The sequence below is a fragment of the Streptomyces sp. NPDC088147 genome (genome assembly GCF_044741565.1).
In the GTDB taxonomy this organism is placed as follows: domain Bacteria; phylum Actinomycetota; class Actinomycetes; order Streptomycetales; family Streptomycetaceae; genus Streptomyces.
The window spans coordinates 80,654-105,667 of record NZ_JBIUSY010000003.1 but is presented as its reverse complement, the minus strand read 5'-3'; the positions used below and the strand labels follow the sequence as shown (position 1 = coordinate 105,667).

The 25,014-nt window shown below is 73.2% G+C and carries 22 protein-coding genes; 13 read left to right on the top strand and 9 right to left on the bottom strand.

Features of this window, described 5'->3' with window-relative positions; genetic code table 11:
* Positions 1–129 precede the first annotated feature (129 nt).
* Positions 130–2,115, top strand: a complete 1,986-nt coding sequence (locus ACIOGX_RS11310) for a caspase family protein (protein ID WP_401912192.1) — start codon at positions 130–132, stop codon at positions 2,113–2,115.
* A gap of 24 nt (positions 2,116–2,139) precedes the next feature.
* Here the strand turns inward: ACIOGX_RS11310 and ACIOGX_RS11305 are convergent, their stop codons facing one another.
* Genes ACIOGX_RS11305 through ACIOGX_RS11295 form a run of 3 tightly spaced genes read right to left on the bottom strand, consistent with a single transcriptional unit; the run spans position 2,140 to position 8,165 of the window.
* Positions 2,140–6,702, bottom strand: coding sequence for a CHAT domain-containing protein (locus ACIOGX_RS11305; RefSeq protein ID WP_401912189.1), 4,563 nt, complete (start codon positions 6,700–6,702; stop codon positions 2,140–2,142).
* A 10-nt stretch (positions 6,703–6,712) separates the two neighbouring features.
* The gene (locus ACIOGX_RS11300) at positions 6,713–7,378 is read right to left on the bottom strand and encodes an RES family NAD+ phosphorylase (protein WP_356515427.1); all 666 of its coding nucleotides are present in this window, start codon (positions 7,376–7,378) and stop codon (positions 6,713–6,715) included.
* A gap of 4 nt (positions 7,379–7,382) precedes the next feature.
* Positions 7,383–8,165: a hypothetical protein gene (locus ACIOGX_RS11295; protein WP_401912186.1), complete on the bottom strand. Its 783-nt coding sequence runs from the start codon at positions 8,163–8,165 to the stop codon at positions 7,383–7,385.
* A gap of 618 nt (positions 8,166–8,783) precedes the next feature.
* On the opposite strand from ACIOGX_RS11295, the gene ACIOGX_RS11290 reads away from it, so the two are divergent.
* From ACIOGX_RS11290 to ACIOGX_RS11275, 4 genes are all read left to right on the top strand, one after another.
* Positions 8,784–11,285, top strand: coding sequence for a glycosyltransferase (locus ACIOGX_RS11290; RefSeq protein WP_401912184.1), 2,502 nt, complete (start codon positions 8,784–8,786; stop codon positions 11,283–11,285).
* Entirely contained in the window at positions 11,282–12,607 is a 1,326-nt protein-coding gene (locus tag ACIOGX_RS11285; RefSeq protein ID WP_401912181.1) for an acyltransferase family protein, read from the top strand. Before ACIOGX_RS11290 ends, ACIOGX_RS11285 begins: the two co-directional genes overlap by 4 nt.
* 211 nt (positions 12,608–12,818) lie before the next feature.
* The gene (locus tag ACIOGX_RS11280; protein WP_384768761.1) at positions 12,819–13,370 is read left to right on the top strand and encodes a SigE family RNA polymerase sigma factor; all 552 of its coding nucleotides are present in this window, start codon (positions 12,819–12,821) and stop codon (positions 13,368–13,370) included.
* 64 nt (positions 13,371–13,434) lie between these two features.
* On the top strand, positions 13,435–14,700 hold the full coding sequence (locus ACIOGX_RS11275; RefSeq protein ID WP_401912178.1) for a hypothetical protein: 1,266 nt from the start codon (positions 13,435–13,437) through the stop codon (positions 14,698–14,700).
* Positions 14,701–14,807: 107 nt separating this feature from the next.
* On the opposite strand, the gene ACIOGX_RS11270 is transcribed toward ACIOGX_RS11275, so the two are convergent.
* The gene (locus tag ACIOGX_RS11270; protein WP_401912176.1) at positions 14,808–16,526 is read right to left on the bottom strand and encodes a bifunctional 3'-5' exonuclease/DNA polymerase; all 1,719 of its coding nucleotides are present in this window, start codon (positions 16,524–16,526) and stop codon (positions 14,808–14,810) included.
* A 201-nt stretch (positions 16,527–16,727) separates the two neighbouring features.
* On the opposite strand from ACIOGX_RS11270, the gene ACIOGX_RS11265 reads away from it, so the two are divergent.
* A complete protein-coding gene (locus ACIOGX_RS11265; RefSeq protein ID WP_401912173.1) occupies positions 16,728–17,651 on the top strand; it encodes an NADP-dependent oxidoreductase in 924 nt (307 codons plus the stop codon).
* 219 nt (positions 17,652–17,870) lie between these two features.
* Positions 17,871–18,413: an ATP-binding protein gene (locus ACIOGX_RS11260; RefSeq protein ID WP_383968052.1), complete on the top strand. Its 543-nt coding sequence runs from the start codon at positions 17,871–17,873 to the stop codon at positions 18,411–18,413.
* Between the two features lie 37 nt (positions 18,414–18,450).
* Here ACIOGX_RS11260 and ACIOGX_RS11255 read toward each other — a convergent pair whose 3' ends face one another.
* Entirely contained in the window at positions 18,451–19,011 is a 561-nt protein-coding gene (locus tag ACIOGX_RS11255) for a sugar O-acetyltransferase (RefSeq protein ID WP_401912170.1), read from the bottom strand.
* Between the two features lie 252 nt (positions 19,012–19,263).
* Here ACIOGX_RS11255 and ACIOGX_RS11250 point away from each other — a divergent pair, with 252 nt between their 5' ends.
* Positions 19,264–20,529, top strand: coding sequence for a DUF2786 domain-containing protein (locus tag ACIOGX_RS11250; RefSeq protein ID WP_401912168.1), 1,266 nt, complete (start codon positions 19,264–19,266; stop codon positions 20,527–20,529).
* A 92-nt stretch (positions 20,530–20,621) separates the two neighbouring features.
* Here the strand turns inward: ACIOGX_RS11250 and ACIOGX_RS11245 are convergent, their stop codons facing one another.
* From ACIOGX_RS11245 to rpmB, 3 genes are read right to left on the bottom strand one after another with little or no spacing between them, the layout of a single operon-like run.
* The gene (locus ACIOGX_RS11245) at positions 20,622–21,149 is read right to left on the bottom strand and encodes a hypothetical protein (protein ID WP_356515598.1); all 528 of its coding nucleotides are present in this window, start codon (positions 21,147–21,149) and stop codon (positions 20,622–20,624) included.
* A gap of 58 nt (positions 21,150–21,207) precedes the next feature.
* On the bottom strand, positions 21,208–21,513 hold the full coding sequence (rpsN, locus tag ACIOGX_RS11240; RefSeq protein ID WP_129770996.1) for a 30S ribosomal protein S14: 306 nt from the start codon (positions 21,511–21,513) through the stop codon (positions 21,208–21,210).
* Positions 21,513–21,749 (bottom strand): 50S ribosomal protein L28, encoded by a 237-nt coding sequence (gene rpmB / locus ACIOGX_RS11235; RefSeq protein WP_401764388.1) that lies wholly within the window; start codon positions 21,747–21,749, stop codon positions 21,513–21,515. The genes rpsN and rpmB overlap by 1 nt, the downstream gene beginning before the upstream one ends.
* Before the next feature lie 52 nt (positions 21,750–21,801).
* Here rpmB and rpmG point away from each other — a divergent pair, with 52 nt between their 5' ends.
* The 5 genes from rpmG to ACIOGX_RS11210 all read left to right on the top strand — a co-directional run bounded on the left by rpmG (position 21,802) and on the right by ACIOGX_RS11210 (position 24,377).
* Positions 21,802–21,966 (top strand): 50S ribosomal protein L33, encoded by a 165-nt coding sequence (gene rpmG, locus ACIOGX_RS11230; protein ID WP_129770995.1) that lies wholly within the window; start codon positions 21,802–21,804, stop codon positions 21,964–21,966.
* A 134-nt stretch (positions 21,967–22,100) separates the two neighbouring features.
* Positions 22,101–22,358 carry a type B 50S ribosomal protein L31 gene (locus ACIOGX_RS11225; RefSeq protein WP_356515449.1) on the top strand — a complete coding sequence of 86 codons (258 nt, stop codon included), beginning with the start codon at positions 22,101–22,103 and terminating at the stop codon, positions 22,356–22,358.
* Positions 22,359–23,525, top strand: coding sequence for a CobW family GTP-binding protein (locus ACIOGX_RS11220; RefSeq protein ID WP_401912163.1), 1,167 nt, complete (start codon positions 22,359–22,361; stop codon positions 23,523–23,525).
* Complete coding sequence (gene rpsR / locus ACIOGX_RS11215; RefSeq protein ID WP_383968037.1) at positions 23,525–23,767, top strand: 30S ribosomal protein S18; 243 nt, start codon at positions 23,525–23,527, stop codon at positions 23,765–23,767. Before ACIOGX_RS11220 ends, rpsR begins: the two co-directional genes overlap by 1 nt.
* 367 nt (positions 23,768–24,134) lie before the next feature.
* Positions 24,135–24,377: a DUF397 domain-containing protein gene (locus ACIOGX_RS11210; RefSeq protein WP_129770992.1), complete on the top strand. Its 243-nt coding sequence runs from the start codon at positions 24,135–24,137 to the stop codon at positions 24,375–24,377.
* Positions 24,378–24,428: 51 nt separating this feature from the next.
* On the opposite strand, the gene ACIOGX_RS11205 is transcribed toward ACIOGX_RS11210, so the two are convergent.
* Positions 24,429–24,926 carry an ATP-binding protein gene (locus ACIOGX_RS11205; protein WP_356515455.1) on the bottom strand — a complete coding sequence of 166 codons (498 nt, stop codon included), beginning with the start codon at positions 24,924–24,926 and terminating at the stop codon, positions 24,429–24,431.
* Positions 24,927–25,014: the final 88 nt, after the last annotated feature.

Genomic DNA, 25,014 nt, shown 5'->3' with positions numbered 1-25,014 from the left:
GACGGCACCTCCATACTGCTAAGCGCTGGGCGGGAGCGACAGCGGATAACCGAAGTCCGCCCGGTAAGCGCCCAGTTCACGACCGGTGCGGGTACGCCGGACCCCGCGTGCCCTGACAGACTTCCCCTCATGGGGACCGCGTTCGTACTTCTGGTGGGGATCAATGACTATGCGGCCTTGTCGCCGGCCGCCGGCCCGGCGCTGGGCTCGCTCGGCGGCTGCGTCAACGACATCCGGGCCGCGCGGGGCTGGCTGGAGGGGCGGCTCGACGGCCCGCCGCCCCGGATCCTCGAACTGACCGACGGCGAGGCGACGGTGGCCGCCGTCACCGACGCCCTCCGTACGCATCTGGGCCAGGCGGGCCCCGGGGACACCGCGCTGTTCTGGTACGCGGGCCACGGCACCCAGTTCGCCGCCACCGAACGCGCCCACCTGTACGTCGAGCCGACCGGCTACTGCCAGGCGCTGGTGTGCGCCGACGGCATCCTGATCGACAAGGATCTCGGCGCGCTCCTCGACGGTGTCGCCTCGGGCGGCGCGCACACCGCCGCCGTCCTCGACTCCTGCTTCTCCGGCGGCGCCACCCGGCTGGGCGACGATCTCGTCAAGCGCGCGCTGCCGCACGACCCGTCCTGGCCGGCGTACGGGGACCCGGGGCCCCGGGCGGGCGGCCCCCGGGCCCGTGACGTCCCGGCCCCCGCCGAGGCGGCGCGGCATGTGCTGCTGGCGGCGTGCCGCGTCAACCAGGCGTCGTACGAGGACGGGCACGGCGCGGGGCGGCACGGGCTGTTCACCCGCTCCCTGCTCGGCGCCCTGCGCGACATGGGGCCGGGCGCGACCTACCGGCAGGTGCTGGCCGCGGCCGGCTCGCGGGTGCAGTCCGCGACCGAGCACCAGAACCCGGTGCTGTACCCGGCCGATCCCGGGGGCGTCGCCGACCTGGCGGTTCTCGGCGGCGCGGCGGACCGCCCGCTCGGCCCGCATCTGCTGCTGCACGGCCCGGACGGCTGGCAGGTCGACTGCGGCGGCGCCCACGGGCTGTCGAGCGGTCCGCAGGGCACGCGGGACGACAGCGGTCCGCAGGGCACGCGGGACGACAGCGGCACGGAGTTCGGCGTGGTCGGGACCGGCCGCGACGGGGACACGGGAGGCGTCGTACGCGTACGGGCCGTCGAGCCCCTGCGGGCGCTGGTCACCCCCGTGGGATGGACCCCGGACCCGGTGCGGATCTATCCCGTGGCGCTGTCCGCACTGGCCCTGCCGCCGGCCTCGGTCGTGGTGGACGGGGGCGACCGCGCGCTCCTCGACGCCATCGACGCGGCCCCGCTGCTGCGCCTCGCCGACGGTGGAGCGGGCTCCGGAACGGGCTCCGGAACGGGCTCCGGAACCGGCCACGGCCAGGTCTTCAAGGTCGTCGTCCAGGATGACGGACGGGCCCGTGTGCTGCGCCGGGACGGGACGGACGCGACCGCCCCGCTCCCCGCCCACCGGGTGCCGGACTGCCTGGTCCATCTCGCCCGCTGGCATCAGCTGCGGGATCTCGCCAACCCGGCGTCGCCGCTCGCCTCCCTGGTGGACGTCGAGGTGTCCGTCTGGAACGGCGAGCGGATTCTGCCGGACGGCCACGGCGAGATCCGCTGCGCGTACGCCGACGGGCGCGAGCCGCTGGTCTCCGTACGGGTCCACAACCGCTCCCACGACCGCACCCTCTGGTGCGTGCTCCTCGACCTCACCGACAGCTACGCCAGCCACTCGGCGCTCTTCCCCGGCCACTTCATCGGCCCGGGGTGCACCGGCTACGCCCTCGGCAACGCGCCCGTGCGGCTCTCGCTGCCGGAGTCCCGCACGGCGGAGCCCGGTGCGTTCGTCCGCGACTGGCTCAAACTCATCGTGGCCGAGGGCGAGTTCAGCACCGTGCCGTTCCGTCTCGCGCCGTGGAGCGCGGACGCTCCCCCCGCCGCCCGCGGCGGCGAGGAGGACCACGTCCTGCGCTTCACCCGCCCTCCGCACGCGGGCCGCGACTTGGGTCCGGCGGGTCCGGGCGGCGGGCCCGGTGCCGCGCCCGGCCAGTGGCACGCCCTCACGATCCCGCTGCGGACGGTGGTGCCGGAGTGATGCCTTCCGTCCGGTGCCGGGGGTTCAGCGCCCGAGGTGCGTGAAGCCGGCCCACGCGGTGAGGTCGTCCGGGGTGAGGGCCCCGGCGCGGCGCGCCAGCGCGTCGGGCATGGCGGACGGGAGCACGCGCGCGGGGTCCAGCATCCACAACTGGGCGCGGCGCAGGGCGGCGCCGGGGGAGAGGCGCTCACCGCGCAGATAGTGGTGGGTCATGAACATGAGCAGGGAGGTCGCGTCGTCCGGCACCGGCCAGAGCGAGCCCACGACCGACCGGGCCCCGGCCACGAGGAAGGCCGTGGCCAGGCTGTACGCCTCGTTGTGGCCGCGCCCCGAGACATGGCTGCGGCAGGCCGCCAGCACGACGAGTTCCAGCTCGCCCCGCCCGGCGCCCGCGGCGGCCTCGGTCAGCTCCTCGGCGGCCAGCTCGCCTCCGTGCAGGGAGAGATACGCGCTGTGCCGCCGGTTCGCCGCGACCGTTCCGTGGCAGGCGAGATGGAGTACGCCGCCGGTGTTCGCGGGGTCGCGCAGCCAGGCGGTCACTTCGTCGGGGGTGGCGGGGCCGTCGGGGGCGGCCGGTCCGTGGGGGGAGGCCAGGCCGCGTCCGAGGAAGCGCCCGGCCGGATAGAAGGCGTGCCGTACCGCGTCGGCCTCCTCGCCCGCGTACCGCAGGTCCCCGGTCGGGTTGCCGACGACCAGGGCGGCGCCCGTGTGCGGGACCGCGGGGCGCCCCGCGACCTCGCAGAACAGCCGCGCGGAGGCCGCGTACGAGATCCCGGCCGCCTGGACCGCGTACCGGCGGCCTCCCGCCGCGCGGGACTCCCAGGCGGCGTGCCAGGGGACCACGCCCAGCGCGCCCATCGGGACGAGGACGAACGTGGGCGGGGCTTCGCCGGGCGCCTCGCCCGCCCCGAGCCCCACTCCGAGCCCCTCCAGGAGCGGCTTCATCGCCGCGTACCAGGCCCAGCCGCATAGCCGGTCGAGCTGCTTGCGCGAGGCCGGCGCGGCCGTGGCGTACGGGTCGCCGCCGGCACTGCCCGCGCCGCCGCCGTCCGGCACCGGGCCCATGTCACGGGCGGCCCGAGGGGTCGGGTCGTAGGCGCGCAGCGGCGCCGCTTCCTCGCGGAGCAGGGGCAGCGGGAGCGAGCCCACCCGCCCGGCGGCGGTGACGACGACGGCCGCGCCGGGGCGCGACTCGTAGCCGGGGACGAGATAGACCAGATAGTCGGCGCGTACGGCGGTGAGCGCCTCGCCGATCCGGGCGGGTGACGGCGGTTCGAGGAGCAGGTCCTGCGGCTGTCCCGGCTCGTCGGGATCGGTGAGCACGGCCAGCACGCGCCGGCGCAGTTCGCTGGGGACGCTCTGCGCCGCGGCGGGAGGACCGGCCTCCGCGAGCGGACCGGTGGCCGACAGCGGATCGGTGGCCGCACCCGGCAGTACGTCCGTGCCGCCCGCCGCCCGCCACTCGTCGGCCAGGTCCCGGCGCCCGGCGGCGGCCAGCCGCTCGGGGACGGATCTCGATGTGGTCGCCGTGTGCAGGACCAGCCCGCGACAGGAGTCCAGCGCCTGGACCGCCTCGTCGGGGACGTTGTCCTCCAGACACCACGAGGCCACTTCGAGGGCGGCCTGCGTGGCGTTCGCGGCTACCTCGGCGGCGTGCGAGGTGCCGGACTGCAACAGCGCGGCCCAGGTCCAGCCGCGCAGCGCCTTGAGTCCGGTACGGCGGCCCGTGCGCCGGTCGTCCCGGCCGGGGGCGGCGCGCAGCCGGTACGCACGGCCGAGAGTGAGCCCCAGCGCCCCGTACAGCCGGTGCTCCGGCCCACCGGTCTGGAGCGCGGCCCGCTCCAGCCAGTCGATGCCGGTGTCGAGATCACGCCGGTCGCGCCCGGCGGCGGCGAGCCCGCAGAGGGAGGTGCCGACGACGTTCGCGTACCGCAGCCAGTCGTCGCTGCCCTCGTCGACCAGCGCGAGCGCCGCTTCCACCAGCGTGAGGGACTCCCGTACGCCCTGCGCGTCGCCCCGCGCGCCCGCGCGCAAGCCGCGCGCGATGCCGTTGTCGCCGAGCACCCAGGCGTGGTGGTCGCGCGGCAGCTTGGCCGCCAGCCGCCGCAGTTCGGCCGTACCGGGCCGGCCGGGCGGCGGCGGGAGCGGCGGGGCGCCGAGCCGGGCCGCGAGCTGGTCGCGCTGCGAGTGGACGTTCTCCAGGAGCGTCCAGACCTCGATGCGTGACGGGTCCTCGGGGTCCATCTCCGCGTGGAGCGCCGCCAGTTTGGCGCGCCCCCGGTCCACGCCGGCCAGATCGCCGCTGAGCGCCGCCCGGTTCGCCTCGAACCCCGCCTGCTGGCCGTCCATGACCCGGCGCATGTACGGGGTGATGGAGGGGCTGTCCCGCAGCCGCTGCCAGGCGGCACCCGCGGTGTCCAGGTCGTCCACGGCGCCGCGCAGCTGGCCGCGCTGGTTCGTGGCGAACGACCGCAGGAGGCCGAAGCTGTCGTGGAGATCGCGCTCGGTGTCGCCCGAGCCCAGCCTTCTCCCGGCGCCCGCTTCACGGTTCCTGGCGCCCATTCCACTGATCCCGGCACCCGGCTCACCGTTCCCGGCACCCGTTCCACCGTCCCCGGCACCCGGCTCACCGTTCCCGGCACCCGCTTCGGCGGAGACGCCGCGCGCTTCACCGGACGCGCCGCCGGGTTCACGGGACGCGCCGCCGGGCTCACGGGACGCGTTCAAGGTGGCACTGGCCCGGTCGAGATCGGCGATGACCTCGTCCAGTCCCGTGCCCGCGCCGGCCAGCTCGTCGTGGAGCCGGACATACCCGGCGGCCCCGTGCACCGTGCTCTGCCAGGTGGCGTTGTCCGGTCTGCTCGCGCGGGCGGCCTCGAAGAGCGCGGTCTTCCGCTCCTCGGTGATGTGGTTGCCGTGCGGGTCGAGCATCGGCGCCACGCTGAGGAGGTAGCCGGCGTAGACCCCGTACTCCTCGCTCTCCGGATCCAGGGAGCGCCACCGCTCGTAGAACTGGTCGAACGTACGGGTGAGCCGGTCGGTGCTCGCCACGTCATTGACCATGGCGCCGTACGAGTCGTCGTCGAAGTCGAGGAAGCTCCGGCCGTGGGAGATGTCCGCCATCATCTCCCGGACCGCGTCCCGGCCCGCGTCGAGCACCCCGTCGGGGTCGTCCGGGCCCTCCGGGCCGGGCGTCATCGCGTGGGACCGCACCCAGGCGAGCAGCAGCTTCGCCATGCGCCGCAGCCCCGGGTCCGCCTCCGCCTCCTCGACCGCGAGCACGCGCCGCGCGCAGTCCTCGATGTCCGACAGCCGGGCCGGGTCCTGGTCGTCCTGGTAGCGCGCCTGCTGAAGGGAGGCGAACAGCATCGCGCCGGGCACCGGGTCGCCGTCCCGCTCGGGCAGCCACTCCCGTACGGCCCGCCTGAGCAGGGGGATGGCCCGTTCGCGGGCGGTGTCGTCGTCCTGTTCCGCGGCGTGGTCGTAGAGCAGCCGGCCGAACGCGTCCGCGAAGACCGGCGAGAGCTGCTCCTCGGCGCCGGGCTCGGCGAGCAGCGTGTGCAGTTCGGAGACGGCGGGTGCCAGGTGCGCCCGCTCGTGCCAGTTGAAGTGCAGACAGGCGCGGATGAAGACGCTTCTGGCCCGTGCCTGCCAGGCCCACCAGGGCTCTTCCGTATCCGTTGGGTCCGTCGGGTCCGTCGGGCCGGTCGGGTCCGTCGCGCCCCGTTGCTGTTCGCGTTGCCGGCGCTGCCGCTCGCGTGCTTCGGCGAGCGCGTGGACGAACTCGGTGCGAGCCTCGATCAGTCGCTCTCGGTCGGCGGCGGCCCGGCCGCTCATCAGCAGGCTGGTCGCGAGCCCGTACCGGAGCAGCGGGACGTCGTAGCCGGGCGCGGGCGCGGCGAGGGCGGTCCGGTAGTGCTCCACCGAGGTGTCGAACTCGCCCTGTTCGAAGGTGAGGTCGCCCAGACATCCGTACAGCTCGGTGGCCTCGTCGGAACCGGCCTCATGGTCGCCCAGCGCGTCGTGCTGCCGGCGCACGGCCACGCCGAGGAGGTCCGCGCGGCCGGGGTCGTCCACCGCGGCGCCGCGGTACCGGGCGGCGGAGGTACGGGACAGCAGAAGGCGGGCCAGCGGCGCGTTCCCGGCGGCGAACGGCGAGCTGTCGGGCAGGCCCGCGAGCCCGGCGGTCAGTTGTTCCTCGGCGCGCCGGAGAAGCGCGGGCGCGGGCTCCTGGTCGTACTGGCACAGCAGCACCTGGCCGTACAGCACCCGCCAGGCGTACCAGATCTCCTCGCCGTCCTCGCCCCCCTGGCCGTCCTCGCCCTCGCCGCTGGCGTCGTTGCCCTCGCCCTGTGCCGCGCTCGCCGAGAACGCGCGCGGCAGCGCGTCGGCGGCCCGGCTCAGATCGTCGTCGCGGCTCTGCCGCAGATACAGGTGGAAGCTCCATTCCCCGGCCCAGCCCCAGACGTAGGGGAGTTCGGGGTCGTCGTCCGGTGTCCGCGCGACCATCGCGAGCAACTCGTCACGGGAGGCGCGCAGTTCGTCGTCGGACAATTGAGAGACATCAGGAAACCCGTCCTCGGACAAGAAGGTGCTCCTACGGTGCGATCTGCGCGAGGTACGGCGCGAGGACGGTGTTGAGCCAGCGTTCGCCCTCGGGCGTCGCGAAGTCGACGGGCGGCTCGCCCGTCTCCTCGACGATCTCGGTGAGCCCCCGGTCCAGGCATCGGTCCTGGAAGAGGATCACCGCGTGCGCGGCGGGCTCGCGCTTCGACGGCCAGAGGAATCCCTGGGCCCACGGGGCGGTCCGTCCCCGGATCCAGTGCCCCCAGTGCCGGGTGTACGCGTACTGGTCGGGCTCGGACTGGACCAGCCACGTGTCCTGCGCGACGGAGGCGAGATCCGGCCCGGACACCAGCGACACCACGTCCACGTCGGCGGCCAGCCGCAGGAAGGACAGCCGCTTGCCCCGGACGGCAGCGCGCGGCAGCAGCCGGATCCCGCCGCCCGGGGTGAACGGGACGGCCCGCAGCAGCGACTCGCAGACCGCGGCGGGCACGGTACGCCCGGCGTAGAGAAAGGGGTAGTCGTCGCAGCGCGTCGCGTCGAACCGGCCGCCGTCGTAGAGGCAGTCGGACGGTACGGGGTTGAACGCGGTGCCCGGACGCGCGGACGCGTGGACCCGGAAGAGCGGCGTACCGGCGGGCAGCGCCACCTTCGTGGGCGTTCCGGGCAGGACAGTGGGCGGACGGCTGTTCGGCACGGAGTTACTCCCCCTCCACCACATAGCGTGCGGTACCGACGAGTTGGCCGTCCTGGCCGCTGCCGCCGCCGAGCAGTTCCGCGGGGGCGACACCGAGGTAGCCGTTCGCCGACAGCCACCAGTCGGCCGCGCCCCAGGGATCGCGCGCGGCGTCCAGCAGCCCGTTCACCGTCACGACGACCGGCCAGGGGGTGGCCGCGTCGCCGAACTGGAAGGACGGGATCCGGTCCACGCCCCGGGCGCCGGACTCCCCGCGCAGCCGGATCAGCCCGGGGGTGCGCGCGTGCGCCTCCGCGGCCCAGTCGTCCAGCATCGGATAGGAGAGCAGGCGCTCCCGTACGGGGCCGAGCAGCGGGCCGACCATGGGGTTGTCGTCCAGCAGCAGGAGGGCGAGGTCGGCGGCGGTGAAACCGGCGTACGTCTCCGACGCGGGCGTTCCGTCCTCCAGCGCCCCGTCCTCCAGCGCGCCGTTCTCCAGCACCCCGTTCTCCAGCGTCCCGGCGAGGCGTCCCGGGTGGCCGGCCACAAGCCGCTCCGCCTCGGCGGGCGGCAGCAGGGCGAGGACGGAACGCGCGGTCTCGTCGGCCGCCGCCGCACGGCCGGGGGCATGGCGCTCCATGGACCGCAGCGACCGCAGCGACCGCAGCACGGACGCCAGCGCGGCCGGGGCCCCGGCGGCGTCTCCCGCACCGGTCGTATCCGCCGCGTCTCCCGTGACCGATCGCAGGTAGGGGCCGAACCGGCCCCAGTCGGCGGCCACCGCCGCCAGCACACGATACGGATTCACCCGCGCCCTCTCCCCGTGATGAGCGCCCCGCTCCACCCCATCCGTTTCCGGGGCCGGGGCGTCCGCGGCATGCCCGAAAGGATCGCACTGCCGGGCACACCGCTTCAACCGCATCCCCCATCCCATTCAACCGCCCCCACTGGTCACTTCCCGGTCGCGAACGGGGCGACTGCTGGGGGCCGGCCGCCGGGGGCGGTGAGGTCCGGGACGGCGGCGCGGTGGCGGGCACGGGCGCGCGGTGTAATCAGCGCGTTACCCCGTGGTTGAAGCGGTGTCACAGTGACCACTGAGACTGGCGGTACGACATTCGGTCCTCCCCCCACAATCCGATCAGGATGGGACCCCCATAGATGGAGAATCCACCGGCGCGCGCCCAGTCGCTCCGGGGGCTCACCGACGCACGCCCCGTCCAGTCCGGACGGCCGGCGCATGGTCAGCTCTCGCACGCGTCAGCCGCGCTTCACCGCCCCACCTTCCTTTCCCGGCGAAGAACCGGGCGATCGACCACCCCGTCGACCGCCACGCGGAGCTGTCCCGGAGGCCCGGCCTCCGTCACGGTCCGCGCGTTCTTCACGTGCTTCGCGTGCTTCACGTTCGCGCCAGGAAAGGAATTCCCAGGTGCTCACTTCGCACCAGCTCACCGGCACAGCCGAGGAGACCATGACCTCAACCGGCCTCCGCCACGAAACCTCCGCCGAGTCACCGGCGTCGCGCGCGCCCCTCGCGGGACGCGTGCTGGCGGTCGGTACGCCGGGGCCGCGGCTGGAGCGGCTCACCCGCACCCTGCGGTCGACCGGCCACGAGGTGAGCCATGCCACGCCAGGCCAGGTGAACCCGCGGGTCCAGCAGGCCCCGCCGGACGCGATCGTCGCGCTGTTCGACGAGCGTGACGGTCCTGACGGGCTCGATGTGATCAGAGAGGTACGCGCCGCCCCCGCGGGCCGCGCGCTGCCGCTGGTCATGGTCACCGCCCAGCCCGGCTCCGCCGACGTGGTGGACATGCTGCGGCAGGGCGCGGACGACTGCGTGGCCGACGAGTCCGACCCGGGCGAGCTGTCGGCCCGGATAGAGGCCAAGCTGCGCCGGGTTCCCGTCCCGGTCGAGAGTCTGCTCCTCGACCCGCGCACCGGCCTCTACTCCGGCCCGCACTTCGAGGAGGAACTCGGCCGGGAACTGAAACGGCCCGGATCCGGCCGCCGCGGCGGTGTGATGGCCATCGTCGGGGTGGTCGAGATGGGCGCCCTGGAGACCCGGCTCGGCCCGCGCGTACGCCGGGAGGTCGCCGAGCGGCTCGCCGCGGTGGCGGAGAAGCTGGGCAGCCCCTGCGACCGGCTCGGCTGGGACGACGACGGCCATCTGCTCATGCTGATGCCCGGGGTCGACGACGAGGCGGCGCTCCTCGGCCTCCAGCGGTTCGCCAGCACGGTGGCGGGTACGCGGTTCATCGTCGCGGACGAGAACGTACGGCTGACCCCGGCGATCGGCTGGACCCCGCTCGCCGGCTGCGCCGACCACACGCAGGCCGTGGGCGAGGCCCGGGACGCGGTGGCCGAGGCGATCGGCCACCGGGATCTGCGGCCGGTCATGTACGCGCCGTGGATGCGCGGCGCTCCGGGTCACCGGCGCCCGCGCCGACTGGGCAAGGCGGTCCGCGCCGCGCTGTCGGCGCTCTCCCCGTTCGTGGTGCTGCTGCTCGGCGCGGGGCTGCCGTTCCTGCTGTACCAGCGGCTGTACGAACGGGGCTGGGACCTCGGGTCGGCGATGTACTGGGTCGTGGTGAGCGGACTGCTGGTGTCCGCCGTACTGATCGTGCTGGAGTGCGTGTTCGCGCTGGACGCGAAGCAACGCCCCGCCGGACCCGGCGGGCTGGACACGACGGAGGGGCGAGAGGGGCGAGAGGGCCGGGACGGCCAGGAGGGCCAGGCCGCCGACGGGCCCGCCCGCGCCGCCGGCAGCTGTCCCGACGCGCCCGGCCGCCCGTACCCACCGGCCAGCGCGGTCATCGCCGCGTATCTGCCGAACGAGGCCGCGACCATCGTGGACACCGTCGAATCGTTCCTGCGCCTCGACTACCCCAACGAGCTGGAGATCGTGCTCGCGTACAACACGCCGCACCCGCTCCCCGTCGAGGACACGCTCCGTGAGATCGCCGGCCGAGACCCGCGCCTCGTCCTGCTCCCCGTGCCCGGCAGCACCTCCAAGGCGCAGAACGTCAACGCCGCCGTCACCCGCGTACACGGCGAGATGGTCGGTATCTTCGACGCCGACCACCACCCGGCGCCGCACGCCTTCACGCACGCCTGGCACTGGCTGTCGAACGGTTACGACGTCGTCCAGGGCCACTGCGTCATACGCAACGGGGACAGCTCCTGGGTCTCCAAGCTGGTCGCGGTGGAGTTCGAGTCCATCTACGCGGTGAGCCACCCGGGCCGCACCCGGCTCTACGGATTCGGTGTGTTCGGCGGCTCCAACGGGTTCTGGCGCACGGACCTCCTCGCCAGGACCCGGATGCACGGATCGATGCTGACCGAGGACATCGACTCCACCCTGCGCGCCCTGAACGAGGGTGCGAAGATCACCGTGGACCGCACGCTCGTCTCGCGGGAACTGGCCCCCACCACACTGAAGTCGCTGTGGAACCAGCGGTCGCGCTGGGCCCAGGGCTGGCTCCAGGTCTCGCTGAAGTACCTCTGGCGCGGCCTGCGTTCGCCCGCCTTCACCCCCCGCCAGAAGGCGGGGCTCTTCGTACTGCTCGGCTGGCGCGAGGTGCAGCCCTGGCTGACGCTCCAGATGCTGCCCATCCTGGCGTTCGCGGTGTGGAAGGCGGGCGGTCTGAGCCGGCTCGACTGGATGGTGCCGGTCTGCCTGCTCGCGACGCTGTTCACGCTCTCGGCCGGGGTGGTGCAGGCCGCGTTCGCCTGGCGGCTGGCCGTACCCGAACTGCGCCGGCGCAGGCGCTGGTTCTGGCGGTACGTCTTCGTGTCGACCTTCTTCTACTCCCACTTCAAGAACATGCTGGCGCGCCAGGCGTGCCTGAAGGAGGCGCTGGGGGACCGGCAGTGGCGGGTCACACCCCGGGCGGCGGCGAAGGCGTCCGCGGTGGAGGTGGACCAGCCGTGAGTACGCAGACAGCCCGGACGCCCCAGTCGTCACGGACATCCCCGTCATCCCCGTCATCCCCGTCGTCCCCGTCGTCGCAGACACCCCAGCAGCCGTCGCGGTCCGCTTCGGCTTCGGCGGCCGGTTCGGCGGCCGGTTCCGGGCCGGAGGGCGCCCCGGCCCGCAGCAAGGCCCTGGAGATCCAGGGTTTCCGGGGACTGGCCGCACTGAGCACGGTCATCTTCCACGTATGGCAGCAGTACTACCGGTACGACGCGGACGGCTCCCATCCGCCGCTCGACAACCCGTACCTCGGGTCGCTGATCTCCCTGGAGGTGATCGACCTCTTCTTCGTGATGTCCGCGTATCTGCTGACGCTGTCGTACGCGCGCGCCGCGATCGACGGCGGCTCCCTGCGCCCCGCCGGGCTGTTCCTGTTCCGGCGGGCGATACGGATCGTGCCGCTGTACTTCATCGCGGTCCTGGTCGTCTGGTCGAGCCGTAACTCCACCCTGCCGGGCAACTGGCTGGACCTCGTCGAGCACCTCACCTTCACGCATGTGTTCGACCGCGAGCAGATCTTCTACACCCTGGGCCCGGTCTGGTCCCTGTCGCTGGAGATCGCGTTCTATCTGGCGCTGGTCGCCCTCGGACCGCTCGCGGTACGTGCCTGCCGGCCCCTGCGGCGGCGCGCGACACGGGTGGCGGTGTGCGCCGGCGGATGTCTGGTGCTGTTCGTGCTCCCGCTCATCTGGATCGCCGTCGCGCGCTATGTCTTCGAGGTGCCGCACACCAACTGGCCCGTCTACTTCGGCCCGCAGGCCCGCTTCGGCGGCTTCGCGGCGGGTATGGGGCTGGCCGTGCTGATGGTCGCTCTCGGCGAGCGCGGCCAGTTGCGCACCCGCTGGGCCGTGGCCCTCCCGGCGCTGGCGGTGGCGGGTGCGTACTACCTGTCGCTGGACTCGAAGCCGGAGAACTTCACCTTCACCTTCTACCACCCGCTGACCAGCCTGCTCTGGGCGCTGATGCTCTTCGGCACCATCCATGTCGCCCAGCAGATGCGGTGGCACGGGCTGTTGCGGGCCCGGTGGCTGACGTACACCGGACTGGTCAGCTACAGCCTCTTCATCTGGCACGAGCCGGTCATGCTCCAGCTCCACGACGCGGGCCTGCTCCCCGCCGGCCAGTCGGGATTCCCGCTGGCGGTGCTGGTCGTCCTGCTGGTCGCCGTTCCCACCGCGGTGCTGAGCTACTGGGTCATCGAGTATCCGTCCAGCCTGCTCGGCCGCCTCAAGGACCGCTCCGGCAAGCCGCGCGACTTCTATCCGGAGCTGACGCGGTAACGCGCCACCAGCACGCACGCGACACGCACGACAAGTGACACCTCACATCCCGGCCGGCGCCGTTCGCCGGCCGGGATGATTTTTCCCCACGTGCGCGTCAGCATCCGAGTCCGCGTCCGGTGAAACATTTCCGCCGGGCCACCGCGTCAGTGAAGTGAGAGAGGCGGGACGGGGGACCGTGCGCCACGGGGAATCGGGGGAGCGGGGGACGATGAGGCGCACGGGGAGGCTGGGGCGTAGGGGCGGTGACCGGGGACGGACCTCCCGGGCCGACGATTTCAGGGAGTTCGCGGCCGGCCGTACGCACCAGCTCTTCCGTTCCGCCTCTCTGCTGACCGGCGGCGACACCCACCTCGCCGAGGATCTGGTGCAGGAGACCCTCGGCCGGATGTACACGTTATGGGGCCGCGTCGACCGGATCGACAACCCGGCCGGGTACGCGCAGACCGTCCTCGTCCGTACGTTCCTCACCCATCGGCGGCGCCACTCGGCGTCCGAACGGCCCCTCGGGGAACTCCCCGAGTCGGCCCCGGCCCCCGGCGACGACCCCGATCTGCGGATCGCGCTGCTCGACGCGCTCGGGCAGCTGTCCGCCAAGGACCGCGCGGTGGTGGTGCTGCGGTACTGGGAGGACCGCAGCGTCGAGGAGACCGCCGACGCCATGCATGTCAGCTCCGCCGCCGTACGCACCAGATCGGTGCGGGCGCTCGCGAAGCTGCGGCAGCAACTCGGCGGCAGATTCACCGAGTTCGCCGCCCGCTGAGCGCCCGTCCACGGGGCTCGGCGCTGATTCTGTCCGAATACCTGAGCAAGGAGTGGGGCCGACCATGCCCTCTGACAAGCCATGCGAAGCACCCTTCGAGGACGGTCTCGGTGAGGCGCTGCGCCGCACCGGCGAGACGTTCGCACCCCCGGACCGGGCCGCCCTGGTGGACGCCGGGCTGACCCTGGGCCGCCGTCGGGTGGCCCGGCGGCGCGCCGCGGTGGTGACGGGCAGCACGCTCGCGCTGGCCGCCGTGGGGATCGGCGGCGCGTACGGCGGCGGACTGCTGGGCGGGGGACAGGGGGGCGGCCGGGGTGGCGAGACCTCCCTCGCCGCGCCGGACCCCACCCGCACCGGCGCCACGCGCACCGCCCCCGCGCCGGGCACCGACGCGGCCCTCATCGCGATTCTCACCGGGCTGCTGCCCGGCGGAGAGCTGAAGAACCCGACGACGAACAGCTCCGACGGCGGTCCGGGCTTCCGGAGCGTGCGCGGGGTGTTCGACGACGGAAAGGGCGACGCCGAGATCTCGGTCGGCCTCACCCGCGCCGCCGGCACCGAGGCTGAGCAGCAGGTGACCTGCCCCGACAAGGTCATCACCGGGCACGACGACTGCGCGGAGAACGAACTGGCCGACGGCTCCCGGCTCATGGTCTTCCAGGGGTACGTGTACCCGGACCGCCGCGAGGACACCAAGAACTGGCGGGCCGTCCTGCTCACCTCCGACGGCTTCCTGGTCGACGCGAGCGAGTACAACGCCCCGGCCGAGAAGGGCGCGGCGATCTCCCGCACCGATCCGCCGCTGAACCCCGCGCGGTTGAAGGCGCTGGTCACCTCGGACGAGTGGCGCGCGCCACTGAACGAGCTGCCCACGCGGCCGCCCGGCGCCGGGGATTCCGGGAGCTCGGCCGGCACGGACGACCACACCCGTGACACGCTGGTCTCGCTGCTTCCGGCCGGGCTGGAGGTGACCGGCGAGGGCGGCCAGGAGGGGTTCGTGTATCTGGTGGTGGACGACGGCAAGGGCCCGAGCTATGTCCAGATCAATGTGCAGCCCGGTATGGCGGGTGTCGCGAAGGAGCTGTTCACCGGCGCGACCACCCTGCCGGACGGCACGCTGCTCAAGACCGCGAAGAGCGCGGGAGAGAAGGGCGTCGGCGGCATCAGGATGTGGACCGCCGACACCCTCAGGCCCGACGGGCTGCGCGTCGTCGTCTCCGCCTTCAACGCGGCCGACCAGATCACCCCGGCCACCCGCGAGAACCCCGCGCTCACCATGAAGCAGCTCACCGCGATCGCCACCAGCCAGAAGTGGCTGACGCGCCCGTAGCCCGTAGTCCGTAGTCCGTAGTCCGTTATCCGCGTCCGTGGTCCGCCGTGGTCCGCCCTGGTCCGCGCCCGCAGCCGGGTCCTCCGCCGCGGCGGCCGACCGCGGCCTCACTTCGCGTCGGAGTACCGCTCCACCGTCGCCGTCGTGAACGTGAACCGCACCGGCGTCTCCCCGAAGGCGATCCGCCCGGCCAGCTCCCCGGCCGCGCGGATCGCCTCGGCCACCTCTTCGGCCTCCTTCTCCGGGCAGTGCACGATCACCTCGTCGTGCTGGAAGAAGACCAGCTCCGCCCGCATTCCGGCGGTCGCCCGCCGCAGCGCGGCCAGCATCAGCAGGGCCCAGTCGGCCGCGCTGCCCTGGACGACGAAATTACGGGTGAAGCGCCCGCGCGCCCGTCCGTTCGACGACGCGTATCCCGGGGTGAACTCGCCGCCGGACGAGGGCGATCCCTCCCCGTCCGCCCCCGGCGCCGGGGATATCTCCTGCGGGATCCCGGCTTCGCCGTCGTCCTCCTCGGCCCCGGCCGCGCGCGGACTCGTGCGCCCCAGCCAGGTCCGTACGAGCCTGCCCTCCTCACCCGCCCGCGCCGCGTCGTCCACATACGCCACGGCCAGCGGGAACCTCCGGCGCAGCGCCGCCAGGTTCTTCAGCCCGTCGCCGGACGTCTGGCCGTAGATCGCCCCCAGCAGCGCGAGTTTCGCGTGCGCGCGGTCGCCCGAGAACGCCCGAGCGGAGAGCGCGGTATACAGATCCCCCTCGTGCCCCGCCACCTCCATCAGCCCCGGATCGCGGGAGATCGCGGCCAGCACCCGCGGCTCCATCTGGTCGGCGTCCGCGACCACCAGCCGCCAGCCCTCGTCGGCGACGACCGCCCGCCGGATGACCTTGGGGATCTGCAACGCCCCGCCGCCATTGGTCGTCCACCGGCCCGAGACCGTACCGCCCGGCAGATACTCGGGTCTGAACCGGCCGTCCCGTACCCAGTCCTGGAGCCAGCTCCAGCCGTGCGCCGTCCAGATCCGGTACAGCTTCTTGTACTCGATCAGCGGCTCCACCGCCGGATGGTCGATCTCCGCCAGCTCCCAGCGCCGGGTGGACCTCACCTTGATGCCGGCCTGCCCGAAGGCCCGCACCACATCCGCCGGGAGATCCGGCCGCACCCGCCGCCCGAACGCCGCCGACACCTCGTCCGCCAGCTCGGCCAGCCGCCGGGGCTCGCCCCCGCCCGCGTACCGCTCGCCGAGCAGATCCCCCAGCACCTCGCGGTGCACATCCGCGCGCCAGGGCAGCCCCGCGCGATGCATCTCGGCGGCCACCAGCATCCCCGCCGACTCGGACGCGGTGAGCAGCCGCATCCGCCCGGGGTGCTCGGCGGCCGTATGGCGTCGCTGCTGCTCCGCGTACACATCGAGCAGCCCCTCGAACGGCACCTCCGCGCCCGCGTGCGGCTCGAAGAGCGAGGACTGCGACCCCGGCTCCGCCGAGCGGGGCGGCGGATCGGGCGGCACCGGCCCGTTCCGCAGCCTGGCCCAGGCGGCCGCGGCCGACCGAGGCTCCCCGAGCCGCCCCTCGTGGCCGAGCAGCAGCAGCTCGGCCGCCTCGATGTCGTAGCACCGCTCGACCCGTACCCCCGCCGCGAGCAGCCTCGGATACACCTCGGCGGTGGAGCGCCACACCCAGCGACCGACCTCCGGCAGCCGCGCCCGCACCGCCGCCACCAGATCGGGCTCCCGCACCACGGGACCGGCCGGGCGGCCGTCCGCGCCCAGCGGAACGAGCAGCGCGCCGCCGCCCTCCGCCGGGGCCAGAGCCCATCGTTCGGTCATACCGCCGAGTCTCGCAGGGGGGTCTGACAACGCCGGGCGGATCCGCCCGGCGGGCGCGCCGGGCCTCACAACGGGAAGATCGAATCCGTACCCAGGGCCGCAGCCGGGACCTGATCCGGGACCGGGACCTGATCCGGGGCCGGGACCGGAGCCCCCGTCATCGGGAGCCCGCCCCACCGCCATCGCTCTATGGAGGCCGAGATGCAAGCGATCGTTTTCGAGGAGTTCGGCGGCCCGGACGTCCTGCACGTCAAGGAGATCGCCGAGCCGCACGCGGGCCCCGGCGAGATCCGGGTGGCCGTGAAGGCGGCCGGCGTCAATCCGATGGACTACAAGATCCGCCACGGATGGATGGGACAGGTCTTCGCCACCCCGCTGCCCGCCGTGCCCGGCCAGGAGATCGCGGGGGTCGTGGACGAGATCGGCGCCGGGGTCACGGACATCGCGGTCGGCGATGACGTGCTGGGGTGGTCCACCACCGGCGCCTACGCGCAGTACGCCCTGGCCGAGACCGTCGTACGCAAGCCCGCCTCGCTGGGGTGGGCCGAGGCCGCGGCCCTTCCGGTCGCGGGGGAGACGGCCGCGCGGGTGCTCGACGAACTGGCGCTGCGCGAAGGCGAGACCCTGCTGCTGCACGGGGCGGCGGGCGCCGTCGGATCCGTGGCCGCCCAGCTCGCGACGGCCCGCGGCGCGATCGTGATCGGCACGGCGTCCCCGGCCAACCATGAGTACGTGCGCTCGCTGGGTGCCATCCCCGTGACGTACGGCGACGGGCTCGTCGAACGCGTCCGCTCGGTCGCGCCGCAGGGCGTGGACGCCGTCTTCGACGCGGCGGGCATGGGCGCGCTGCCCGACTCGATCGAGCTGCGCGGCGGGACGACCGACCGGATCGTCACCATCGCCGACCAGGCCGCGGCCGAACTCGGTGTCCCCTTCTCGGCCGGCATGTCCGGCGGAGCGGTGGCCGGGCGGAAGCACGCCGGCCTCGCCGAGAACGCCCGTCTGGCGGCCGAGGGCGCGCTGCGGCTGCGGATCGCGGGTACGTACCCGCTCGCGGAAGCGGCACAGGCGCAGCAGACGAGCGAGGAAGGTCACGCGCGCGGGAAGCTCGTGATCATGCCCTGAAGCCCTGCTCCCCGGAGCGTCACGGCCCGTACGACAGGACGCACGGCTTGAACCGCGGAACGCACGGCTTGAACCGCGGAACACACGGCGTGAACCGCGGAACACGCGGTGCGGGGCCGGAATGGCCGTTACGGCCTCGTATGGGTGATGTGGCATGGCGGCACTCCCCTCGGGCAACATAGGTTGCTTTCGGTGACCTACTGATGTCCGAGAGTAACGATGCTCACTGACAGTGGACTTGCGCACGACGTCTACGGCCAGGACCCGCCCTGGCTGCCCCTCGCGCGGATCCCGCTCCCGCACAGGCCGGAGGCGGCTCCCAAGGCCCGCCGTCACGCCCGTGAGGTTCTCGCGCTGCGCCGCGTGGACGGGGAGCTGATCGCCACCGTCGAGCTGGCGGTGAGTGAACTCGTCACCAACGCCGTGCGGCACGGCATCTGCGTCTGCGGCTGCACCCGCGGCACGGTCTCCCTCACCCTGTTGCGCGCGGGGGCCCGCCTCCGGGTCGAGGTCGCCGATCCGTCCCGTACGCCCCCGAGGTGGCCCACGGGGATCGACTCGGTCGACGCGGAGGCGGAGGAGGGCAGGGGCCTGCTGCTGGTCACGGCCCTGGCGGCGGACTGGGGCGACCAGGCGGGCCCCACCAGGGGGAAGGTGGTGTGGTGCGAGTTCACGCCGGCCGCCCAGGCGCCTCCACGCGCCCCCGCCCCACGCACCGTCACCGCCCCCGCGGCCCCCGCCGTGGACCCACCGCCGACATAGAGGCCGCGCTTCCCGGCTCAGTCCTCCCGCTCGTGGCTCAGCCTTCCAGCTCGCGGACCACGCGCGCGGGATTGCCCACGGCCAGCACACCCGCCGGGAGGTCCTTCGTCACCACCGACCCGGCGCCGACCACCGTGTTCTCGCCGATCGTCACCCCCGGGCAGACGATCACCCCGCCGCCCAGCCAGACGTTGTCACCGATCGTCACCGGCGACGCCTTCTCCCAGCCCGCGCGGCGCCGCTCCGCGCCGAGTTCATGGGTCGGCGTGAGGAGTTGGACATTCGGTCCTATCTGGACGTCGGAGCCGACGGTGATCGGCGCCGCGTCGAGGAAGACCGCGTTGAAGTTGATGAACGTACGGGCGCCGATACTGATGTACGTCCCGTAGTCGCACTGGAAGGGCGGCCGGATACGGACATCCTCCCCCACCGAACCGAGCAGCTCCGCAAGGATCCTGGCGCGATCGGCCGGCGCGGCGCCGCCGTTCGCGTTGTACGCCGCGCACAGCGCGAAGCGCCGTTCGGTCTCCGCGCCCAGCTCCTCGTCATCGGGGAGGTACCACTCCCCGGCCAGCATGCGCCGCTTGTTCTCGCCCATGGATGCCCGTGCCCTCTCTGTCGGCCTGTCGGCGGTCCTGCGCCGGTCGCGCGTCGGTTCCGTCATCGGTCCCGCCGTTGGCCCCGCCCTCGGCCGGAGGCATCCACGGTAGTGCGCCGCGCGAAAGGGCGATGAGATATCCACAGCCTGTGGACAATGGTCGGGAAAAGGGACCTGCGACCATCGGAACGCGGCAAGGCGCAGTTCCGAGGAGGCACCCCGCATGATCATGGAGCACACCGAGGCCGCGGCATGACCGACGACACCGCCGGCGCGGCGGCCCGTACCGTCGAGCGCGCCCTCACGGCCGTACTCTCCGCGCGGGCCGGGGACGGCGGCAGCGCCGACGGCATCGACACCGGCGCTTCCCTCCTCGCCGCGGATCCGGCGGCGGACGCGGAACTGCGCAGACGCGGCGAGCAGTTCGTACGGCTGGCCTGGGAGCGCGGCTGGCAGCCCGCCGATGTCGCCCGGCTCGTACGCCGCGACCTCGACGGCCCGCACCTGCGCCTTCTCGCCGAGCTGACAGCGGCGGAGGCGCGGCGCCACGAGCGGCTGCCGCCGCGCTGGGCCGCCCAGCTCGCGGATCTCGACGAGGAGCGGGACGCGCGCCCCTACCGGGCCGACCGCTTCTCGTACGCCACCGCCGTACTGGAGCTGTATCTGCTGCTCGCCCGGCTGCCCGCGATCGAACCGGTCGGTCCCGTGCCCGGTACGCCCGTCCATCTGGCCGCCCCCGCGGACGGCGAGCCGCGCATGCTCACCCGGATCCGCGCCCTGCTCGCCAAGGCGGAGGCGACCGGATACCCGCAGGAGGCGGAGGCGCTCACCGCCAAGGCGCAGGAGCTGATGGCGCGGCACAGCATCGACGAGGCGCTGCTCGCCGACCGTACGCACCGGGGCGATGTGCCCGGCGCGTGCCGGATCGGGGTGGACGCTCCGTACGAGACGGCGAAGGCGATCCTGCTCGACGCCGTGGCCTCCGCGAACCGCTGCCGCGCCGTCTGGAACAGCGCGTACGGCTTCTCGACGGTCGTCGGCTTCGAGGCGGACCTGGAGGCGGTCGAGCTGCTCCATACCTCGCTGCTGGTACAGGGCACGGCCGCGATGACCCGTGCGGAGGCGGCCCAGCGCGCGGCCGGGCGTAAGCGGACGAAGACATTCCGGCAGTCGTTCCTGCTGGCGTACGCCCACCGCATCGGCGAACGCCTGGCCCTGGCCACGGAACAGGTGACGGCGGAGCAGGAGACGGCGACTGCTACGGCGACGCGGGTGAGCGGAGAGGGCGTCGGCGGGCTGCTGCCCGTACTCGCCGCCCGCGAGGCGGCGGTGGCCGACCGTACGGACCGGATGTTCCCGGAGACGGTGGCGACGCGCGTACGCGGGGCGACGGACGCCGAGGGCTGGACCCACGGCACCTCCGCGGCGGACGCGGCGCGGGTGCCGGGCGGACCGGACACGGCCGACGGGCCGGGCGGCGGGACGGGGCGGCGCGGCCGTATCCACCCCGCCCGCTGACCACCCCGCTCAACCAGCCGGCCGGCCGACCGGTCAGCCGGCCGACCGGTCAGCGGCCGGGGCGGATACGGCCTGCCGGCTTCATGAGCGCGTCACGGCGTCGGCAGGTCCGTCGGCAGATCGCTCGGCAGCCCCTCCGGCAGCTTGTCGTCCCCGGCCTTCGCCAACGTGTCCTTCACGCCCTTGCCCCAGGCGATCACCAGGGTCTTGCCGTCGGTCGACTCGATCGTCCCCATCGTGCGGTCGGTGTTGCCGTCGGCGCACTTGAGGGAGAACATCGGCTCGCCCATGTCCTCCACCGCGCCCTGGCAGACATGCCGGTCCGCGACCAAGGCGACCTTGCCGGACTTGACCGACAGGGCGACGGTCTTGCCGTCGCTCAGCCCGGCCCATGTGCCCTCGACGCTCGCCGCGTCCGCGCTCGCGCCGGAGCCGGAGCCGGAGTTGGAGTCCGCGGTCGAAGCGGAACTCTCGCCGCCGGTCGTGCTCGGCGCTGTGGCGCCGCCCTCATCCTTGGCCGGGCCGCCGCCCTCGCCGCCACCGCCACAGCCCGTGAGCGCGAGCGCGAGTGTCACGACGAGCCCTGCCGCGGCGGCGCCGCTCCGTACGAGTGTCTGCACGTTCAAGTCCCCCTGGAGCGCGTCGTCTGGATCCCGCCGGCGGCCGGACCGCGCAAAACTACCAGGAGGACTTACGCACGCCCGGCAGGAATCCGGCGTGCGCCTGCTCACGCATCCGCACCCTGGACAGGCCGAACTTCCTGAGGTGACCGCGCGGCCGGCCGTCCACGCTGTCCCGGTTCCGCACCCGCGTGGCGCTCGCGTCGCGCGGCTGACGTCGCAATTCCTCGCGCGCGGCCAGCCGTTCCCCGTCGGGCGTGCCGGGGCGCCGGATGATCTCCTTCAACTCGGCGCGGCGTACGGCGTACCGCTCCACGACCTCCTTGCGCCGCTCATTGCGGACGATCTTGCTCTTCTTCGCCATCAGACGTTCACCCCGCGGGCGCGGATCCGGGCGACGGCGGCCTCGATGCCGATGGAGTCGATGGTCCTGATCGCCTTCGCGCTGAGGGTGAGCCGGACATTCCGTCCCTCGCTCGGCAGCCAGTAGCGCTTGCGCTGGATGTTGGGGTCGAAGCGGCGGGAGGTGCGCCGGTGCGAGTGGGAGATCTGGTTGCCGAAGCCGGGCTTGGCCCCGGTCAGCTGGCAGTGCGCGGACAAGGTCACACATCCTTCTCTTTGGAAATGGAAACCATTTCCATATACTAGCCCCATGGCACGCAACGAACTGCGCCCGGTCATCAAGCTCCGCTCCACCGCGGGGACCGGCTACACGTACGTCACCCGCAAGAACCGCAGGAACGACCCCGACCGCCTGACGCTGCGCAAGTACGACCCGCTCGTCCGCCGGCACACCGACTTCCGCGAAGAACGCTGACCGGCGGCGACAGCCGCGAGAAGAAGCGTGAAGAGCACGCGGAACAGCACGCGGAACAGCACGCGGAACAGCACGCGGAAGAGCACGAAGAAGAGAACGAAGAAGAGAACGAAGAAAGGAACGAAGAGGCCGACATGAAGCCCGGAATCCACCCCGCCTACCAGCCCGTCGTCTTCCGCGACAGGGCCGCCGGCTACGCCTTCCTCACCCGCTCGACCGCGACCGCCGGGAAGACGGTCGTCTGGGAGGACGGCCGGACCTACCCCGTCATCGATGTCGAGATCTCCTCGGCGAGCCACCCCTTCTATACGGGTACCGCGCGCGTCCTCGACACCGCCGGCCGCGTGGAGCGCTTCGAGCGCCGCTACGGCCGCCGCCCCGAGGCTCGCTAGGTGGCCCCCATCGACGACAACAGACTCCCTGTCGCGATCGTCTGCGGGCTGCACTCCGACGCCCGCGAGGCGACCGTGCGGCGGCTTCTCGCCACCGTGCCCGGCAGCGTCGCGCTCCACCACGATCTGTCGACGGCCACGCGCGGCACCGTCATACGCACCGTCCGCGACGCCACCGGACTCGTCTCCACGGGCGAGGCGCCGCTGGTCGACGACTGCGCCTGCTGCGCCCTGCGGGAGGATCTCGTACCCGAGCTGGCCCGGCTCGCGGACGGCGGCCTCACCCGGCTCGCGATCGTCGAGCTGTGGGACTCGGTCGAGCCCCGGGCCATGGCCGAGGTCATCGCCGCGCACGGCGAACGTCTCGTCGTCAGCTCCGTGCTGACCGCGGTCGACCCGGCGCTGCTGCTGCCGTACCTCGGCAACGGCGACGATCTGGCCGACGCCGGGCTCGCTGCCGCCGCCTCCGACCAGCGGACGATCGCCGACACCTGGGCGCGGCAGCTGGAGTACGCGCCGGTGCTCGCCGTCGTGGACAGCCCGCTCGCGGACGACGAGGACCGTGCGCTGCTCGCCCAACTGCACCCGACGGCACGGCAGGTGCGCGTCGACGGCGAGGGCGCGTCGGCCGGGGAACTGGCCGAGGCCGCGTTCGGCGGATTCGATGTCGAGGCCGCCGCCGCCCGCCAGCACCCGGCCTGTGCGCTGCTGCCGCAGGAGGCGGACGAGTGCGGGGTCGGTACGTATGTCTGGCACCGCAGGCGCCCGTTCCACCCGGAGCGGCTCTACCAGGCGCTGGAGGATCTGACCTGCGCCGCCGCCCGCAGCCGCGGCCGGTTCTGGCTCGCCGACCGTCCCGACACGCTGCTGCACTGGGACGCGGCCGGTGGCGCGCTCTGTGTGGAGAGCGTGGGGCCCTGGCTGGCGGCGCTGCCCGACGCCGCCTGGGAGACGGTTCCCCCGCCGCGCCGGGCCGCCGCCTCGCTGGACTGGCATGCCCCGCACGGCGACCGCTGCCAGCATCTGGTCTTCACCTCGCCCGGCCTCGACCGGGAGGGCATCGAACAGCTGCTGGACTCCTGCCTGCTGACCGACGCCGAGTACACCGCGGGCCGCGCCGCCTGGAAGCGCCTTCCGCCCGCCTTCGACACCCTCCTGGAGGTCTGATGTCCGCCCGTCGTGGGGACCGAAAGCTGCCCGCGCCCCGCCCCAATCCGCTGGACGCCGCGGGCATCACCTATGTCGACTACAAGGACACCGGCCTGCTGCGGAAGTTCATCTCGGACCGCGGCAAGATCCGCGGTCGCCGTGTGACGCGGGTCAGCGCCCAGCAGCAGCGGCAGCTGGCGCGCGCGATCAAGAACGCGAGGGAGATGGCACTGCTGCCGTACCGCACCACGCCGCGCTGACCGTCCGGGGCCCGCCGGGCTGACCGTCCGGGGCCCGCCGGGCGGCGCCGTTCGACAGCCGCCGGGCGGCGCCGTACCGCCGTCGTTCAACCGCCGTATCGAGGCTCCCCGCGCCGGAACGCGCGGGGAGTCTTCTCGTCTTCGCCGGGTACACGGACACTATTCGGCCACCATTCCGTCCGCCGAGGGATCCGGAAGGCCCTTCAGCGCGTCTTAATCCACAGAGCAGGCGATCGGAGCCGGGGGGCGGGCCTGTAACCAAGGGAACACCCCACGTGCACGTGCATTTGCTCATGCAGCGGCACATGAAACACAGCTATGATCCGAGAAAGTTGACGACTGCACCTTGCAACTCGGGGAGCGACCTGTGCACCACGTGTACAACGGCATTACGGCCACAGAGCTTCACGGAGTCGTCTGGCAGAAGAGCAGGCACAGCAACTCCCAGGGATCCTGTGTGGAGTTCGCCAAGCTGCCCGGCGGCGAGGTGGCGGTACGCAACTCACGCCACCCCGACGGGCCCGCGCTGGTCTACACGATCGCCGAGATCGAGGCCATGCTGCTGGGCGTCAAAGACGGGGAATTCGACCATCTGACGGCGAGCGGTTGACCGACGGCGGGCGGCCGGGCGTACTGCTCAGCCGGTCGGTCCCGTCCGCCGTCAGTCGGCCACTCGTAGCTGGAACAGCGCCCAGACCACCTTGCCGTGCAGTGACCCCGCCAGCGGATGCCAGCCCCAGGTGTCGCTGAACGACTCGACCAGGAACAGCCCCCGGCCGGATTCCGCCGCGCAGTCCTCCTCGGTCTTCCGCGCCTCCGGGCTCGCGTGGCTGGGATCCCGTACCGCGCACACCAGCCGCGACGACCACCGCATCAGATGCAGCCGTACGGAGGCGTCCTGGGGATCCCGCGGGGTGTCGGCCGGCAGGGCGTGCCGCAGCGCGTTGGTGACGAGTTCGGAGACGACCAGCGCGACATCGTCGAAGCGGTCGTTCAGCTCCCACTGGGTCAGCGTGTTCCTGGTGAACTGCCTGGCCCCGCGCACCGCTTCGTAGCGGGCGGGCAGAGCACACGACACCGAGCCCGCGGCCGCCGAGGGATCGATGGGGGGAAGCCCCTGCCTTAACGGCTCGAGCATGGTCGATCCATTCGTCCCCATGCGAGGCACTCCCGGGATTCGCGGCCGTAGCGATACTGCGGAGGTCCAGCGTCACAACACGTCAATCACGAACGAGCACGCAGGTGCG